This is a genomic window from Gordonia sp. ABSL11-1 (assembly GCF_030315685.1).
Taxonomy (GTDB): Bacteria; Actinomycetota; Actinomycetes; order Mycobacteriales; family Mycobacteriaceae; genus Gordonia.
Genome location: NZ_JASXSI010000003.1, coordinates 174,058 through 188,820 on the forward strand (window position 1 = coordinate 174,058; position 14,763 = coordinate 188,820).

Annotated in this window: 18 protein-coding genes; 10 read left to right on the forward strand and 8 right to left on the reverse strand. The window is 67.9% G+C overall.

Annotated features, from left to right (window positions below; translation table 11 throughout):
- The first annotated feature begins 2 nt into the window (after positions 1-2).
- Both QSJ19_RS04755 and QSJ19_RS04760 read left to right on the forward strand, forming a co-directional pair.
- On the forward strand, positions 3-260 hold the full coding sequence (locus QSJ19_RS04755; RefSeq protein ID WP_286318664.1) for an MbtH family protein: 258 nt from the start codon (positions 3-5) through the stop codon (positions 258-260).
- Between the two features lie 286 nt (positions 261-546).
- Positions 547-849 carry a hypothetical protein gene (locus tag QSJ19_RS04760; protein ID WP_286318666.1) on the forward strand — a complete coding sequence of 101 codons (303 nt, stop codon included), beginning with the start codon at positions 547-549 and terminating at the stop codon, positions 847-849.
- A gap of 80 nt (positions 850-929) precedes the next feature.
- Here the strand turns inward: QSJ19_RS04760 and QSJ19_RS04765 are convergent, their stop codons facing one another.
- Positions 930-1,550: a hypothetical protein gene (locus QSJ19_RS04765; protein WP_286318667.1), complete on the reverse strand. Its 621-nt coding sequence runs from the start codon at positions 1,548-1,550 to the stop codon at positions 930-932.
- A gap of 212 nt (positions 1,551-1,762) precedes the next feature.
- On the reverse strand, positions 1,763-2,275 hold the full coding sequence (locus QSJ19_RS04770) for an MTB12 C-terminal domain-containing protein (protein ID WP_286318668.1): 513 nt from the start codon (positions 2,273-2,275) through the stop codon (positions 1,763-1,765).
- Between the two features lie 142 nt (positions 2,276-2,417).
- Between QSJ19_RS04770 and QSJ19_RS04775 the strand changes: the two genes are divergently transcribed.
- Complete coding sequence (locus tag QSJ19_RS04775) at positions 2,418-3,551, forward strand: LLM class flavin-dependent oxidoreductase (protein ID WP_286318669.1); 1,134 nt, start codon at positions 2,418-2,420, stop codon at positions 3,549-3,551.
- A 2-nt stretch (positions 3,552-3,553) separates the two neighbouring features.
- Positions 3,554-4,240: a CE1759 family FMN reductase gene (locus tag QSJ19_RS04780; protein ID WP_286318860.1), complete on the forward strand. Its 687-nt coding sequence runs from the start codon at positions 3,554-3,556 to the stop codon at positions 4,238-4,240.
- A gap of 13 nt (positions 4,241-4,253) precedes the next feature.
- On the opposite strand, the gene QSJ19_RS04785 is transcribed toward QSJ19_RS04780, so the two are convergent.
- Both QSJ19_RS04785 and QSJ19_RS04790 read right to left on the reverse strand, forming a co-directional pair.
- Positions 4,254-5,267 (reverse strand): pirin family protein, encoded by a 1,014-nt coding sequence (locus QSJ19_RS04785; protein ID WP_286318670.1) that lies wholly within the window; start codon positions 5,265-5,267, stop codon positions 4,254-4,256.
- A 128-nt stretch (positions 5,268-5,395) separates the two neighbouring features.
- Positions 5,396-6,160: an acetoacetate decarboxylase family protein gene (locus QSJ19_RS04790; protein ID WP_286318671.1), complete on the reverse strand. Its 765-nt coding sequence runs from the start codon at positions 6,158-6,160 to the stop codon at positions 5,396-5,398.
- A 206-nt stretch (positions 6,161-6,366) separates the two neighbouring features.
- Between QSJ19_RS04790 and QSJ19_RS04795 the strand changes: the two genes are divergently transcribed.
- The 4 genes from QSJ19_RS04795 (at position 6,367) to QSJ19_RS04810 (ending at position 10,004) form a co-directional block, all read left to right on the forward strand.
- On the forward strand, positions 6,367-7,083 hold the full coding sequence (locus tag QSJ19_RS04795; protein WP_286318673.1) for a LuxR C-terminal-related transcriptional regulator: 717 nt from the start codon (positions 6,367-6,369) through the stop codon (positions 7,081-7,083).
- A complete protein-coding gene (locus QSJ19_RS04800) occupies positions 7,076-8,353 on the forward strand; it encodes a sensor histidine kinase (protein WP_286318674.1) in 1,278 nt (425 codons plus the stop codon). Before QSJ19_RS04795 ends, QSJ19_RS04800 begins: the two co-directional genes overlap by 8 nt.
- A complete protein-coding gene (locus QSJ19_RS04805; RefSeq protein ID WP_286318676.1) occupies positions 8,338-9,450 on the forward strand; it encodes a DUF8320 family protein in 1,113 nt (370 codons plus the stop codon). The genes QSJ19_RS04800 and QSJ19_RS04805 overlap by 16 nt, the downstream gene beginning before the upstream one ends.
- Before the next feature lie 248 nt (positions 9,451-9,698).
- Positions 9,699-10,004, forward strand: a complete 306-nt coding sequence (locus QSJ19_RS04810) for a response regulator transcription factor (RefSeq protein WP_286318862.1) — start codon at positions 9,699-9,701, stop codon at positions 10,002-10,004.
- A gap of 61 nt (positions 10,005-10,065) precedes the next feature.
- On the opposite strand, the gene QSJ19_RS04815 is transcribed toward QSJ19_RS04810, so the two are convergent.
- The gene (locus QSJ19_RS04815) at positions 10,066-11,034 is read right to left on the reverse strand and encodes an alpha/beta hydrolase (RefSeq protein WP_502876098.1); all 969 of its coding nucleotides are present in this window, start codon (positions 11,032-11,034) and stop codon (positions 10,066-10,068) included.
- A 153-nt stretch (positions 11,035-11,187) separates the two neighbouring features.
- On the opposite strand from QSJ19_RS04815, the gene sigK reads away from it, so the two are divergent.
- Both sigK and QSJ19_RS04825 read left to right on the forward strand, forming a co-directional pair.
- Positions 11,188-11,766, forward strand: coding sequence for an ECF RNA polymerase sigma factor SigK (gene sigK, locus QSJ19_RS04820; RefSeq protein WP_286318679.1), 579 nt, complete (start codon positions 11,188-11,190; stop codon positions 11,764-11,766).
- Entirely contained in the window at positions 11,759-12,577 is an 819-nt protein-coding gene (locus QSJ19_RS04825) for an anti-sigma factor (RefSeq protein ID WP_286318681.1), read from the forward strand. The genes sigK and QSJ19_RS04825 overlap by 8 nt, the downstream gene beginning before the upstream one ends.
- A 129-nt stretch (positions 12,578-12,706) precedes the next feature.
- On the opposite strand, the gene QSJ19_RS04830 is transcribed toward QSJ19_RS04825, so the two are convergent.
- From QSJ19_RS04830 to QSJ19_RS04840, 3 genes are read right to left on the reverse strand one after another with little or no spacing between them, the layout of a single operon-like run.
- Positions 12,707-13,486 carry an ABC transporter permease gene (locus QSJ19_RS04830; RefSeq protein ID WP_286318684.1) on the reverse strand — a complete coding sequence of 260 codons (780 nt, stop codon included), beginning with the start codon at positions 13,484-13,486 and terminating at the stop codon, positions 12,707-12,709.
- Complete coding sequence (locus QSJ19_RS04835) at positions 13,486-14,523, reverse strand: ABC transporter ATP-binding protein (protein WP_286318686.1); 1,038 nt, start codon at positions 14,521-14,523, stop codon at positions 13,486-13,488. Before QSJ19_RS04835 ends, QSJ19_RS04830 begins: the two co-directional genes overlap by 1 nt.
- A complete protein-coding gene (locus QSJ19_RS04840; RefSeq protein ID WP_286318689.1) occupies positions 14,516-14,755 on the reverse strand; it encodes an MbtH family protein in 240 nt (79 codons plus the stop codon). The genes QSJ19_RS04835 and QSJ19_RS04840 overlap by 8 nt, the downstream gene beginning before the upstream one ends.
- Positions 14,756-14,763 lie beyond the last annotated feature (8 nt).

Genomic DNA, 14,763 nt, shown 5'->3' on the forward strand with positions numbered 1-14,763 from the left:
GGATGACCAACCCCTTTGATGACGAGAACGGACGTTTCTACGTCCTGGTGAACGATGAGAATCAGCATTCGCTGTGGCCGACTTTTGCCGACATCCCGGCGGGATGGACGAAGGTCTTCGGTGAGGATTCTCGGGCTGCGTGTCTGGAGTATGTGGAGAAGAACTGGACGGATCTGCGTCCGAAGAGCCTGATCGACGCCATGGCGGCCGACGCCGCAGCACAGGGTGGCTCCGCCCCGAGCGGGCCGTCGGCGGGATGAGTCCGGGGGTGGCGGTGAGATCGAAGGATGACGTCGCGGGGACGTGTCACCGCGATAACGCTTCCACATCAAGCTCATACGCCACTCCTCTAACACGAGACACGCAGGTAACATCGGAGGCACGGCGAGGATCAGAAATTTTCTGTGTATTCGTCACAGAATCAGCGTCACCGGTTTCCAAAAGTCCGTTAGCAAGGCAAGCTATGTACAAGGACCCGGTGCCAGTTCAACTGGGAGGCAGAGTGGCCAGGGTCGAAGGATCGAGCTCGGGGGAGCGACGATGATTATGGAACTTGTAGAAGACATCCAGCGCCGGGCGGAGATCACGCCCCGACTGACCGCGGTGCGTTTCGGCGAGGACGCCGTGACGTACGGAGCGCTCGACGAGAGTATCGCCTCCTACGAGTCGGTGACGGAACGTCACGGCTTGTCCCGAGAGGCCGCGTTCCACGCCAGCCTCCTGCACTGCATGCCCTCGCTGACCCGCATCGACGGCCACGTCGAACGCAACCGCGTGGTGTCGGAGATCGTCGGCTGGTTGGGCCGCGACCTCGGCAACGGTGGCGGTCGCCTGCGCGCCGTCAGCTGACACGGACAAACGACAGGCCCCACCGGGTGTGATCACTCGGTGGGGCCTGTTCGTTTTCATGGCCTGTCGGGCCGGCTCGCTCAGAGGATGGCGGCGATCGCCAGGATGACGAGCAGGATGGGTGCGCCGACGACGATGCTGCCGGTGCCGAGCACCAGCGAGGCGATCGCACGTCCTGTCCCACGGTGGCGCGTAGATCCCGTGACGGCGTTGCGACTGGTGCCGATCCGGACGAGGGCGGTCGCGGCCAGGACCATGGCGATGAACCCCAGTACCGCTCCCACTCCGATCAGCGCGAGGGGAAGCGAGACGACGCCGGTGACCAGCGCGGCCGTGGCCATGCCACTGCTCTCGCGTGGTCGTGACGACATGGTTGTGATGGGTCCCGCTACCACCGAAGCCGTGACCGGCAGGCGCGGAGACGTGTACGGGATCGCGTACTCCCAGACCTCGGGGACGGCGGCCGGGATCGGACGATCTTCGACGTCGCGCCGCGTGATCGCGGGATGGACCATCGGCGGGGTGGAGAACCGTCCCGATGCGTGCGACACGGCCGCCGCCTCCGGCACGATGACCCCGGATGACACCTCCGGCGCCTGGTACTCGACGATCGGCGTCCCGGAGTCGCCCGCGGGCCAACGCCGGATCTCCTCGGTGACCGACGGCACGATCGGCTGTGTGGGATGGTCGCTCACCCGCATGGGAATCCTCCTGGTGCCCGACGACTCGGCTCCCCATCCTCGCGACTCGGGGTCGGGAGGGGAGGGGCGCGACGTCCATTCTGTCGTACTCCACTGCAGCCGACGAACGTCACGGACGCGTAACGCCCGTGTCGGACATGGTGGAGAACGACGGAACTCGCCATCCGGGATGCCCGGGAATGGCGAGTTCCGTGTGCGTGGATCGTTGGCGATCAGCCTCCGTGCTGGCCGCCCATGGAGGTCAGCTGGGTGACCGCGTCACCGCTGAGCTTCCAGTCGCCGTCGACCTTGGTGTAGGCCAAGGTGATGTCGATCGGCTGCGGAGCGTGCGGACTCTTGACCGCGACGGTCGCGACTGCCTTGTTGTCGCCCTCGGCCTTCACCTCTTTGACGGTGTAGACCTCGGGGGTGTAGCCGGCCATGTTCGAGCCCTTGGCGTAGGCGATCAGTGCGCCCTTGGTCATCGGGTTGGTGGTGTCGACGACGGCTTCGATCTCCTCCGACGACGTCGCGGGGTCGACCGCCTTGCGCAGGATGACCTGTGCGTCGTCGGAGCTGAGTCCGACGACGGCCTGCTTGGCGTCGCTCGCTGCCGATGCGACCGCTGCCGACGCGTCGCTGGCGGCACTGCTCACGGTGTCCGACGAGTCATCGGAACAGCCTGCGGCGACGAGCAGGGTCGCGGTGGCCAGCAGCGCTGCGGCCAGGGACTTCCGAACGTTCATATCGATTCCTCCTCTTGGGTAAGCCCACACTAACCCACGCCTCCCGCCGGGAGAACCGCACTCGGAATTAATCGGACCGTGGTCCGGTTAGACTGGGTGACCACTCGGGCAACCCGGACATCTCAGAGCCAGGAGGCGTGACATGCAGTTCGGACTCTTCAGCGTCAGCGACATCACCGTCGACCCGACGACCGGTGTCGAACCGACCGAACACGAGCGCATCAAGGCGATCGTCGCGATCGCCCGCAAGGCCGAGGACATCGGTCTCGATGTCTTCGCGCTCGGTGAGCACCACAACCGACCGTTCTTCTCCTCGTCGCCCACGACCACCCTGGCCTACATCGCCGCGCAGACCGAGCGCCTGCAACTGTCGACCGCGACGACCCTGATCACCACGAACGACCCGGTGAAGATCGCCGAGGACTTCGCGATGCTCCAGCACCTGTCGGACGGGCGTGTCGACCTGATGCTCGGGCGCGGCAACACCGGTCCGGTGTATCCGTGGTTCGGGCAGGACATCCGGCAGGGGATCCCGCTGGCCATCGAGAACTACCACCTGCTGCATCGGCTCTGGACCGAGGACGTCGTCGACTGGGAGGGCAAGTTCCGGACCCCGCTGACCTCGTTCACGTCGACGCCGCGACCGCTCGACGACGTCGCGCCGTTCGTGTGGCACGGCTCGATCCGCAGTCCGGAGATCGCCGAGCAGGCCGCCTACTACGGGGACGGGTTCTTCGCGAACAACATCTTCTGGCCCAAGGAGCACTTCCAGCAGCTCATCGGTTTCTACCGAGAGCGCTATGAGCACTACGGACACGGCACCGCCGCCCAGGCGATCGTCGGTCTCGGCGGCCAGTTCTTCATCCGCAAGAACTCGCAGGACGCCGTGCGCGAGTTCCGGCCGTATTTCGACAACGCGCCCGTCTACGGACACGGACCGTCGCTCGAGGAGTTCACCCGCGAGACGCCGCTGACGGTCGGCAGCCCACAGGAGTTCGTCGACAAGACGCTCACGTTCCGGGACAGCTTCGGCGACTACCAGCGTCAGCTGTTCCTCGTCGACCATGCCGGACTGCCGCTGAAGACGGTGCTCGAGCAGTTGGACCTGCTCGGTGAGGTTCTGCCGGACCTGCGCGCGGGGTTCGACGAGGGGCGTCCCGCCGGCGTCCCGGACGCCCCGACCCACGCCTGTCTCGTCGCTGCACGCGATGCACAGGTGACCACTGCACAGGTGACCGACGCAGACATGACCGACGCGGACACGGTGCAGGCATGACCATGACCGATCCCACGTTGTCGCTGGTGGCGGTGAACGCCGGACTCGGCGACCCGTCGTCGACCCGACTGCTGATCGACCGGCTCGCCGACGCCGCAGTCGACGAGTTCGGTGCGGATCGGGTCACCGTCGAGGTCGTGGATCTCCGCGACCTCGCGGTGGACATCGCCCGGTCGATGATCTCCGGATTCGTGCTGGGCGATGCCCGCGAGGCGATCGCTCTGGTGCACGAGGCCGACGGTCTGGTCGTGGCGACCCCGGTGTTCAACGCGTCCTACAGCGGACTGTTCAAATCGTTCTTCGATCTCGTCGAGGTCGATCGGATACAGGGAAAGCCGGTGCTGGTCGCCGCGACCGGAGGGAGCCCCCGGCACTCGATGGTGCTCGATCACGCGATCCGGCCGCTGTTCTCCTACCTTCGCGCCGTCGTCGTCCCCACCGGGGTCTACGCGGCCGCCGAGGACTGGGCCGGCACCTCCGGGGACACGGCGCAGCTGTCGGACCGCATCCGGCGCGCTGCCGCGGAGCTCGCCGCGGCGATGCGCGCCGCCCGTCCGGATCTGCGGACGGATCGGGGCGCCGCGGTCGGGGACCGCACCACGGCGGCGACTGGCGCCGACGCGACCCGGACCGCGCTCGAGGCAGAGGGAATCGCGAACTTCGCGAAGCTGTTGGGCGACAACGCCTGAACGTCGTCGAGCGTCACGCCTGACCCGGGACGTTGTGCCTCGGGCGCAGACGTGTCGTCGGCAGGTCCGGGGCCGGTAGATGTTGCGTCGAACCCTGATAACCCTGCACCTGGCCGAACCGGTCACTGTGCTCGGTCCACTGCTCCCGGAATCGGACGATGTCGTCGTGGCTGCGGCCGAGGAAGTTCCACCACATGATGATCTCCTCTTCGAGGGGTGCACCCCCGAGCAGGACCAGTCGCGCACGCTCGTCGGAGCCGTTCGCCAGGGACAGATGCGTGGCACCGACCCCGACGTAGCCGAGTTCGGTGCGCGCCAACGGTTCCGCCGCGGAGTTGACGATCCGAATCCGCCCCGCGTCGACGAGGATGCCGTGCTCGAACCCGGCGTCGACCCGCAGGTCGATCTCCGCGCCGGGTGGCATCGTGAGCTCCGCACCCAGCAGCGGGGTGAACGTGTGGACCGGCGATCGTCGACCCAGCAGGTCGCCGAGGAACACCCGCACCTCGACACCGTCGCGTTCGACGACGGGTGGCACGTGATGGGCGAAGTCCCGGGGCGTGTCGACCTCGGATTCGGGCAGCGCGACCCACAGCTGCACACCGTGCAACACCGTCGTGTCCGGGGTGGACACCTCGGTGTGCGCGATCCCGTGTCCGGCCGTCATCAGGTTGAGCTCGCCGGGCCGCACCATCGCGTGGCTGCCCATGGTGTCGCGGTGCTCGACCTCGCCGGAGAACAGCCAGCTCACCGTCTGCAGGCCGGTGTGCGGGTGCGGAGGGACGTCCATTCCGCCGGTGGCCGACACGTCGTCGGGGCCATAGTGGTCGGCAAAGCACCATGCGCCGATCAGAGACCGTCGCCGCTGTGGCAGTGTCCGACGGACCGTCATCGCGCGCGGGCCGCCCAGCGGGACGTCGCGGGCGGTGAGCACCTCCACCGCCACCAGGTCGCCGTCGGCATCGCCGCCACGGTGAACTGTTGAGCGACAATCGATCTCGGTGGGCTGGGCTTCCAGGTTGCTCATGGTCGGGTGGCTTTCGGTCGAGGCTGAACGTCTCGATCCATTCTGCCCTGTCCGTAGACGCGGCAGGAGTCCGTCGGTGGGCGATACCCGCTCACGTCGGCGATCTCGAACGGTCTCCCCGAACGACCTCAGCCCAGGACGGTGGGGTCTTCGAAGGTCATCGTGAGCCGGTCGACCGACGATGTCATCAATGCATGACGTCCCATCTTCAGCGACCGGAGCTCTTCGGCGATCGGATGATCGCCGAGGACGAGCTCGGCACCGCCGACGCGGGTGCGTGTGCCCGCCGTCGACGTCAGCTTCCACGGCGTCACGCGCAGCACGCCGTCGAGCTGCGAGTAGGCATTGAGGACCGCGTCCTTGGTGTTGTCGGGCACCCGGAACCCGGGACGCACCGTCAGGTCGACGATGAGTTGATCGTCGGCGACGACCCGTCCGTGCCTGGTCGGGGAGTCGTGGTCGGTGTCGAACTCGGCGAGCGTCTTCGGGAAGCCCCAGATGCCCCGTCCGGCGGCGAGGGTGAAGTCGCCGTCGACGGGGAGTCGATGGATGAGTGCGCGCGCGTCGCCGCCGATGAGCGATCGCAACGCGCGGATCGGTGAGGCCGGCGGCTTGTGCGGGTCCTCCACCAGGAAGCACACGCCGAACTCGTTGTACGGTCCGAGGTCACCGTCGACGTAGTCGACGAAGACGATCATGCACATGGTCCGGCCGGGCCGGATGCGCAGTGGACGCGGGGTGGTCGCGGCGCCGCTCCCGGCGGCGTCGATCGCGCGTGCGACGGCGTTGCTGTCGGCGGTGAACCCGGCGACGAAGCAGCGTGCGTGACGGATCTCGACCGGCATCGTGACGGTACTGCCCAGGACGTCGTGCGTGGATGCGGCGTGGGCCATCGACTGATCTCTCCCTCGGATCGGTGGCAGGACTCGGATCGGAATGCCGAAACGAGAACGTGTTCTCGTTTCGCATCATGCCAGTTCCGCCTGCGACGGGCCACCGGATCCGTCTATCGCGGCTGCACAGAGGTCGCGGTCGGCGATGTGCGGTACCCAGTCGCCGGATAGGCTCAGGTGCGACGACGTCGATGAGGAGGTGGCCGATGACACCGAGCGCGCCCGCCGTGGTCCGCGTGGGGATGGTCGACGATCACCCGTCGCCGGTGTGGGGGGTCGAGCGGATCCTCGATCGACAGCCCGACCTCGAACTGGTGTGTTCGTCGGCAACCGTCGGCGGACTCCTCCAGCAGGGCGTCGCCATGGACATCGTCATCCTCGATCTGCGGCTCGACGACGGCACGAGTCCGGGTGAGAACGTCACCAGACTCACCGAGGCCGGCGTCGGCACCGTCGTCTACACCTCCGGCGAGCATCCGTCGCTGCTACGGTCGGCCGCCCGCGCGGGCACGCTCGGGGTGGTCCTGAAATCTGCGTCCGAACAGGAGATCGTCGACGCGATCCGAGCGGCCGCCGCAGGTCGCGAGGTGCTGACCACCGAGTGGGCCGCCGCGATCGACGGTGATCCCGAACTCGAGGCCGTCGATCTGAGTCCCCAGCTACAGCGGGTCCTCACCTTGTACGCGTCCGGTGAGACGTCGGCGGGCGTGGGCGCCGCGCTCGGCGTCACCGCTGAGACGGTCAACGAATACCTGAAGCGCATCCGCCAGAAGTACGCAGCCGCCGGACGTCCGACCAGGACCAAACTCGACCTGTTCAAACGGGCCGTCGAAGACGGATGGCTACCGGTCCCGGGCCGGAACGCGTCGTCGGCGCCGAACCGGTCCGTGCGCCGCGACGCACCGCGCGATCCGGGTGACTGACCTGTCGCCGGGCGCGACGGCCGGCGACCGCATGCGATCGTCGGGAACGCCCGACCGCGCCCCTGACCGCCTTTCCGGCCGTGCCGGCGCACTCGTGTCGACCGCGGGCGGCGACCGCGAGGTACAACGCGTCGTCCGCAGTCTCGCGCGGGTGATCGCCTGCGGCTACCTCGCGTTCCTCGTCACCTCGATCCCGGAGATCGGCCCGGCGAGTGCCATCGTGGACGTCTGGTACACGCCGGTCGCGCTGGTCGTGGCCTTCGGCCCGGGGCTCGCGCTGTTGCCGGCCAGTCTGTGGCGCGGCGGGCGATACGTCACACTCTGCTGCCGGCTCGCGGTCGTCGGCTATTTTCTCGCCTCGGTCCTCTGGCTCGTCGCGTGGAACGGCGCAATCGGAGACGCCGAGCGGGCGACGTGGCTGGTGAGCTTCTCCGGACTTCCGGGAATCGCTGTCGCGCTGGCGATCTCGAGTCGCAGAGCAGCGGCGGTCGTCGTCGCCGGCACAGTGGTGGCGGCGGTCATCACGTACTTCGGGCGCACCGACGTCGACGTCGGCTACCTGGTGCTGGAGACGGTTTTCGCCAGTGCGTTCGCATCCGTCTTCCTCGCGACGGCCCTGACGGTGCTGCGCACGGGACACCTGCTCGACGCGACGCGGATCGACGCGTATCGCGCGGCCGCTGCCACCGCCGCGGCCAAGGCGCGCGACGTCCAGCGCCGACGATTCGATGCGCTCGTTCACGACCACGTGCTCGCGACACTGCTGGAGGCCTCCGCGGGGTCGTCAGGACCCGAGCTCGCCGAACAGGCGCGATCGGCGATGTCCCGGCTGGACGAACTGGCGGAGGGACGGGCGCCGATGGCCGCCGACCAGACCGCGGGCGAGCTGATCACCGCGTTGCGAGCGGCGATCACCGCGGCCGGCGAGGATGTCGGCGTCCTGCGTGACCGGGTGACCGATGCGTCGTCGGTGTTCCCGGTCGATATCGTACTCGCGATCGTGGACGCGACCGGCGAGGCGGTGCGCAACGTGGTCCGTCACGCCGGGACCTCGGCGTCCTGCGCCGTCCTCGTCGACATCGCCGATGATCGGATCGCGGTCACCGTCGCCGACGACGGAGTCGGATTCCATCCGGACCGCGTCGAACCCGCGCGGGTCGGGATCGAGGTCAGCGTGCGCCAGCGGGTGGAATCCGTCGGTGCGACCGCGAGAGTCCGTAGCTCGCCCGGATCGGGCACCGTCGTGGAGGTGTCATGGTCCCGACGCTGAATCGGTCGAGAGGCCAGGCGCGTGGGGCGGAGACCACGGATGCGCCGACCGTCGTCGGTATGGCCGGCATCGGACTGCGCTCGGTCGGCGCGGCCGCCCTGATCTCGGGTTTCGTGCTGGTATGTGTGACGATCACGTTCGCGACCCCGGGAGTCGGCATCTGGCGCAGCGCCGCCGCCTACGCACTGATGGTGGTCTCGGCCGCGATCGTGTTGCGGGTGACCGGCGATCCGCTCCGGCCGCGCGCGACCGCGGTCGTCGCCGTCACACCCGCGCTGATGATCCTGACCGGGGCGCCGGGGCTGCCCGCCTCGCCGCTGCTGCCGACCACCGCGCTCACCGCTGCCGTGGCGATGGTCGCGGCGTTTCTGGGTGTGCGCCATCGTGTTCGGGTCGCGATTGCCGCTTACCTGGGGTCGGTGGCCACAGCCGTCGTGGTGCTCCCGCGGAGCGGGACCGTCGGGATCACGACGTCGACCTGGATCACCGTGGGGATGCCCGACCTCGCAGTGATGATCAGTGCCGTGGCTTTCGCCGTGTTCATCCGGCACGCGGCCCTCCGGATCGGCGCGATGCGTGCCCGGACCGAACGCGAGATCGCCGGTCGCGCGGCCGTCGCGCAGGCCGACGAGAGCGTCGCCCAGATGGTCCGACTCGACGAGCATGCTCGCGGACTGCTGTCCCGGATCGCCGAGGGGAGCCGGCTCACGGACTCCGAACGTGAGCTGTGCCGGCTCACCGAAGGGCGGCTGCGGGACGCGATCCGGGCGCCCGCCCTCGACCGGCCCGATCTCGCCCAGGCCGTCTGGGCCGCCCGGGGTTCGGGTGTCTCGGTCACGCTCCTCGACGACTCGGACGCCGCCTCGCACGCCGACGTGCCGCCGGACGATCCGGCTCGGCTGCAGATCGTCGACGAGCTGTGTGCCGCCGCGGTCGACCTATTGTCGACGATGCCGCGCGACTCCTCGATCACCGTCCGCGTCCATCCGCGTGGACGGTCACCGATCGGGACCATCGTGGCCAGAGATGCTCCTCACACTCTTCGCCGAATTTTCGGCGCAGATTCGGAGACAGGGGATATCCGCAGTTCGCGGTGACCACTCCCGGGCCTGTTCAGCGCGTCGGCCGACGAGTGTCCCCAGTTCTGGGTCTATTGATCCACTCGCGAAGTGCCTACGTTTGGACTACCTGTGGTGCGGTCTTGTCGGGGCACTGGGGCGCCCCTGGATCCCCGGATACGGCGTGTGACAGAGCGAAGGAATGACAAGTGACCGCGAGTTCTCAACTGCCGATTCATCGTCTGGCGCGGGCGGAGGCCCAGCGGGCGGGGCACGCGGCCCCGGATATCGGGCATGCCGTGCCAGGCCCGTCGGTGACGTGCATCTCCGACTATCGGGCCGGTGACTCCGCAGTGGCGGATCACCGACGTCCCGTCCTCTCCTCACGTGAGGTCGAGGTCCTGCTGGCCTGGCTGGCTGCGGAGTCCAAGGACGAGGCCGCCTCGTCGCTGTTCATCTCGGCGTCGACGGTGAGCACGCATCTCGCGCGTATCCGGGCGAAGTACTCGGCGATCGGTCGGGACGCCCCGACGAAGACCCATCTACTGGCCCGTGCGCTGCAGGACGGTTACACCAGCCTCGATCGCTGGTAGGGCCTCACCCGGCCCGAACGGACGCCCCGGGTCGCGTTCCGTGGAACGCGACCCGGGGCGCTCATCGCAGGTCGCGCTCGATCGACGGCCAGGTCCGGTGCAGGTCGTCCTGCCAGTAACCCCAGGAATGCGTGCCGTTGGGACGCAGGGTCACCTTCGCCGGGATGCCGAGCTGGCCGAGCCGGGTGGTCATCTGACGGGTGCACTGATCGATGGCGACCTCGATGAGCCCGCCGAGCGCGGCCTGATTGGCGAGGAAGAACGGATCTCCGTCGACGAACGGATCCTGCAGACGCTCATGCGGACCGGGCAGTCCGGTACCCGACGTCATGTGGATCTTGGTGCCGCGGAGCTTCGCGGCATTGATGTACGGATCGTTGGCGCGCCACCCCGGTCCGTTCAGCGGACCCCACATGTTGGTCAGGTTTGCCCCACCGCGGTCCTGGACGACGAAACGGATGTACTGCTGTCCGGCCGGGTCGCTCGTCCGTGCGCACCCGCTGAACGCGGCCACCGACCGGTAGAGCTGCGGTGCGGCGATCGCCAGGTTGAACACGGTTGTCCCGGCCATGGAGATGCCGGCGACGGCGTTGCGGCCCGTGGTGGTGAAGTGCTGGTCGATCAGCGGCGGGAGCTCCTTGGTGAGGAAGGTCTGCCACTTGTTGCGGCCCAGCTTGGGGTCGTCGCGCTCCCAGTCGGTGTAATACGAGAACGCACCGCCGATGGGCGTCACCACGTACACGTTCTTGTCGGCGAAGAACTTCTTGTAGTCGGTCCGGGCGTCCCAGGTGGCCGAGTCCTCGCCGCCACCGGCGCCGTTGAGGAGATAGAGGGTGGGGCTGGGTTTCGAGCGATCCCGCGGTGTCAGCACCGTCACCGGGATGGTGCGGTCCATCGAGGCCGAATAGACCATCAGTGTGACCTGCTGCGGGTCGTCGTCCTGCACGCTGGTCACCGACGACGGCGGTGCTGCCGAAGCCGGCCCCGAGACCCCCGCGAGCAGTGCTGCGATGGTCGCCACCACGGTCATGATCGCGGCCACGAAGTGGCGCTGCTGTCTCCCCACGCTGTTCCCATCCATCTTCTCTTGATGACCCGGCTGCCCAGTCTAACGGCCTTCCCTGAGGGTGCCGGACGGCATGAAGCCACTCACGGCCAGGGTGGGCTTGGTTACGGTGGGGCAATGACTGCGACCGGGGCGGCCAATGATTCCGACCTCTTACGATCTCTGCTCGCGGATTCCGCCGAAGGCGACCGGGGTGCCTTCGCGCACCTCTACGACCTCACCAGCGCCCGTGTCTATGGTCTGGCACTGCGGGTGGTCCGCGACCGAAACTACGCGGAGGAGGTCGTCCAGGAGGCGTATCTGCAGTTCTGGCAGAAGGCCGCCGAGTACCACCCGGCCCGCGGGTCGGTGATCAGTTGGATGATGACGATCGCCCATCGGCGCGCCGTCGACCGGGTGCGCACCGAGGAGTTGCAGCACCGGAAGGTCTCCGAATACGAGTCGATGAACCGCGAGCCGGGAACTCCGGTGCCGCTGGAGATCATCGTCGACCGCGAGGACGGTGACGAACTGCGGACGTGTCTGTCTCGTCTGACGGACCTGCAGCGCGATAGTATCGAGATGTCGTACTTCAGCGGCATGACCTATCCGGAGGTCGCCGAGCACACTGCGACGCCGCTGCCGACCATCAAATCGCGGATCCGGGACGGGCTCCGCAAGTTACGCCATTGCCTGAGGAGCCGGGACGATGCCTGATACCGACTGGCTCGACGACCACGTCGAGCTCTACGCGGTCGATGTCCTGACCCGTCCCGAGCACGATCGCGTCGATCGCGAGCTGGAATCGCTGACACCGGTGGAGCGACGGATCTACGACGGCCGTATCGCCGAGACACGTTCGGCCATGGCCGAACTCGCCAGCTCGTACGCACTGGACGCCCCGATCACGTTGCGGGACCGCGTCCTTGATCACGTGTTCGCCGCGCCCCCGGCCGCCGTTGCCGGGACCTCGCCGGCGATTCCCGAATCGCAGTCGGAAGTTCCTGTGGTGGAGCAGGATTCGCCGAACGTCGTCCCGATCGACAAGATGCGTGGCAGTCGGCGGTGGGCCGGCGTCGCCGTCGCGGCCGCGGCGGCCGTCGTGGTCGCGTTGGGTGCCGGCGTCGTGATCGGCCGGAGCACCGCACCCGAGCCCGCGCGGCCCGCGGTGGCCTCGGATCAGCAGCAGGTGCTCGATGTGCTCTCCGCCCCGGACGCACAACTGTCCGTCGGGCGTCTCGACGACCGGCGCGGCACGATGTCGGTGGTCGCCTCGCGCGATCGCAACCAGGCGGTCGCCCTGCTGCGTGACCTGCGCAATCCGATCCCCACCGACCGTGACTTCCAGTTGTGGCTGGTCGGCAAGGCGGACAATCCGGTATCGGCCGGCCTCATCCCGCCGTCGGGCGAAGGGTCTCCGGCGCTCGTGGACCGCCTCGACGGCTCGACGGTGCTCGCGGTGACGATCGAGCCGAAGGGCGGCTCGCAACAGCCGACCACACCGATCCTGGCGCAGATCTCACTCTGATCGTGCGGGTGGCGATCGTCCGGAGCCGCCCAGCGTGCAGCCACCCCGACCGTTGAACACCACAATGGTTGTGAACCAAGGTGGTTTCGTACAGTCGGGGTGGCTGGTCGAGGCTTGCGTATCGAGACCTCAGCTGGTCGAGCGTCGATACATGATGAGCGACACCGGGATGCAGATCGCGAGGATCGCGACACTGGTCGCGATGGAGTAGCCGACGGCGTGCTCGGCCACCCACCCGGTCGCAGCCGGGAAGTCCGGTGGCGAGGCATTGCCGAACTTCTGCCGGCAGGCCGTGGCGACGGCGGTCACCGGATTCCATTCCGCGATCGGGCGCAGGATGCCGGGAAGGCTCTGCGCCGAGATGAATGCGCTGGAGAGGAAGGTGACCGGGAACATCCACAGGAAGCCGATGCTCTGGGCCACTTCGACATTCGGTGCCGCCAGCCCGGTCACCGCGCCCACCAAGGCCATCGCGAGGGCGAACAGCAGGATGATGCCGAACGCCACCAGGGCGTCGAGCGCACTGTCACGGATCCGCCAGCCGATGGCGAGACCGCAAGCGACCATGACACCGAGTCCGATGATGCCGAGGAGCATGTCGGAGGTGACCCGACCGGCGATGACCCCGAGTCTCGACATCGGCAGGGAGCGGAGCCGGTCGATGATGCCGTCGGACATATCGTTGGCCAGACCGACGGTCGTGATCGCGGCGTTGAAGACGACTGTCTGGGCGAAGATGCCGGACATCAGGAACTCGCGGTAGGAGCCGCCGCCGAAGGTCGCGCCGAACACGTAGGCGAAGAGGAACACGAACATGAGCGGCTGTACCGTCGCACTCATCAGCAGGGTCGGGATTCGCCGTACCGTCAACAGATTTCGTTCGACGATGACGGCGGTGTCGGTGAACATCACACGCGCTCCAATCGTTCGGTGGCGGTCTCGTCGTTATCGCTCGCCGACGCGCGCGGGGTCCCGGTTCGTTCGGTCAACTGGAGGAACACGTCGTCGAGGGTGGGGGAGGCGACGGTCGCGTCGAGCACGTCGATGCCGACGTGCTCGCAGGCCTTGACCGCATCGACAGCGCTACGCGATCCCTCCGTCACCGCGACCGACCAGCGCACATCGTCGAGTTGCTGCGGCATGCCGAGGCCGATCTCGGCCAGGGTGGTGGCGACCAGGGTGGAGTCCGCAGCCCGGTGCTCGAGTTCGACGGTCAGGATCGACTGCGCGGTCGTCGACTTCAGCTCGGCGGCCGTGCCCTGCGCGCGGATGGTGCCGTGATCGATGACGGTGATCTCGTCGGCGAGCGCGTCGGCCTCCTCGAGGTACTGGGTGGTGAGCAGGACGGTGGTGCCGGCGGCCACCTGCTCGGAGATGACCTCCCACATCTGGCGTCGGCCACGGGGATCGAGACCGGTGGTCGGCTCGTCCAGGATCACCAGTGTCGGTTCGTTGATCAATGCGCCGGCGAGATCCAGCCGGCGCCGCATGCCGCCCGAGTAGGTGCGCATCGGGCGGTCGGCGGCGTCGGACAGTGTGAGGTCGGCAATCATCGCCCGGGCACGCTCGGACGCCTCCTTGCGCCGGTGACCGTAGAGCTGGGCGACCAGCCGCAGGTTCTCGAACCCGGTGAGCGTGCCGTCGACGGCGGCGTATTGTCCGGAGACGCCGATCATCTCGCGCGCGGTGTCGGGTTCGGCGAGCGCGTCGACACCGTCGACGAGGACCGAACCCTCGTCGGGGCGCATCAGCGTCGCGACGGCACGGACCGTCGTCGTCTTGCCCGCCCCGTTCGGTCCGAGCAGGGCGTGGATGGTGCCGGACGGAACCGTCAGGTCGAGGTCGGTGAGTGCGTGGACCTTGCGTCCCCGGCCGAACAGGCCGGAGCGAAAGGTCTTGGAGATTCCTCGTAATTCCAGTGCGGGTGTCTCGGTGGTGTCAGCCATCGTGTGTCGTCCCACGGTCCTCGCTCCCTTCCATGGCGCGTATCAGGCTGGCCGGGCGCATGTCGCGCCAGTTCTCCTCGACGTAGGCGAGGCAGTCATCGTGACCGGCAGGGCCGAACACGGTCGACCAGCCGTCCGGTACCGCCGCGAACTGCGGCCAGAGCGAATGCTGGTCCTCCGCGTTGACGAGTACCAGGAACACGCCTTCGGTGTTGTCGAACGGATTGGTCATCAGTCCTC

Excerpts from the sequence above, each read along its gene's own strand:
- QSJ19_RS04755 (WP_286318664.1), top strand. The coding sequence starts at position 3 with ATGACCAACCCCTTTGATGACGAGAACGGACGTTTCTACGTCCTGGTG.
- QSJ19_RS04760 (WP_286318666.1), top strand. The coding sequence starts at position 547 with ATGGAACTTGTAGAAGACATCCAGCGCCGGGCGGAGATCACGCCCCGA.
- QSJ19_RS04765 (WP_286318667.1), bottom strand. The coding sequence starts at position 1,550 with ATGCGGGTGAGCGACCATCCCACACAGCCGATCGTGCCGTCGGTCACC.
- QSJ19_RS04770 (WP_286318668.1), bottom strand. The coding sequence starts at position 2,275 with ATGAACGTTCGGAAGTCCCTGGCCGCAGCGCTGCTGGCCACCGCGACC.
- QSJ19_RS04775 (WP_286318669.1), top strand. The coding sequence starts at position 2,418 with ATGCAGTTCGGACTCTTCAGCGTCAGCGACATCACCGTCGACCCGACG.
- QSJ19_RS04780 (WP_286318860.1), top strand. The coding sequence starts at position 3,554 with ATGACCGATCCCACGTTGTCGCTGGTGGCGGTGAACGCCGGACTCGGC.
- QSJ19_RS04785 (WP_286318670.1), bottom strand. The coding sequence starts at position 5,267 with ATGAGCAACCTGGAAGCCCAGCCCACCGAGATCGATTGTCGCTCAACA.
- QSJ19_RS04790 (WP_286318671.1), bottom strand. The coding sequence starts at position 6,160 with ATGGCCCACGCCGCATCCACGCACGACGTCCTGGGCAGTACCGTCACG.
- QSJ19_RS04795 (WP_286318673.1), top strand. The coding sequence starts at position 6,367 with ATGACACCGAGCGCGCCCGCCGTGGTCCGCGTGGGGATGGTCGACGAT.
- QSJ19_RS04805 (WP_286318676.1), top strand. The coding sequence starts at position 8,338 with ATGGTCCCGACGCTGAATCGGTCGAGAGGCCAGGCGCGTGGGGCGGAG.
- QSJ19_RS04815 (WP_502876098.1), bottom strand. The coding sequence starts at position 11,034 with ATGACCGTGGTGGCGACCATCGCAGCACTGCTCGCGGGGGTCTCGGGG.
- sigK (WP_286318679.1), top strand. The coding sequence starts at position 11,188 with ATGACTGCGACCGGGGCGGCCAATGATTCCGACCTCTTACGATCTCTG.
- QSJ19_RS04825 (WP_286318681.1), top strand. The coding sequence starts at position 11,759 with ATGCCTGATACCGACTGGCTCGACGACCACGTCGAGCTCTACGCGGTC.
- QSJ19_RS04830 (WP_286318684.1), bottom strand. The coding sequence starts at position 13,486 with ATGTTCACCGACACCGCCGTCATCGTCGAACGAAATCTGTTGACGGTA.
- QSJ19_RS04835 (WP_286318686.1), bottom strand. The coding sequence starts at position 14,523 with ATGGCTGACACCACCGAGACACCCGCACTGGAATTACGAGGAATCTCC.
- QSJ19_RS04840 (WP_286318689.1), bottom strand. The coding sequence starts at position 14,755 with ATGACCAATCCGTTCGACAACACCGAAGGCGTGTTCCTGGTACTCGTC.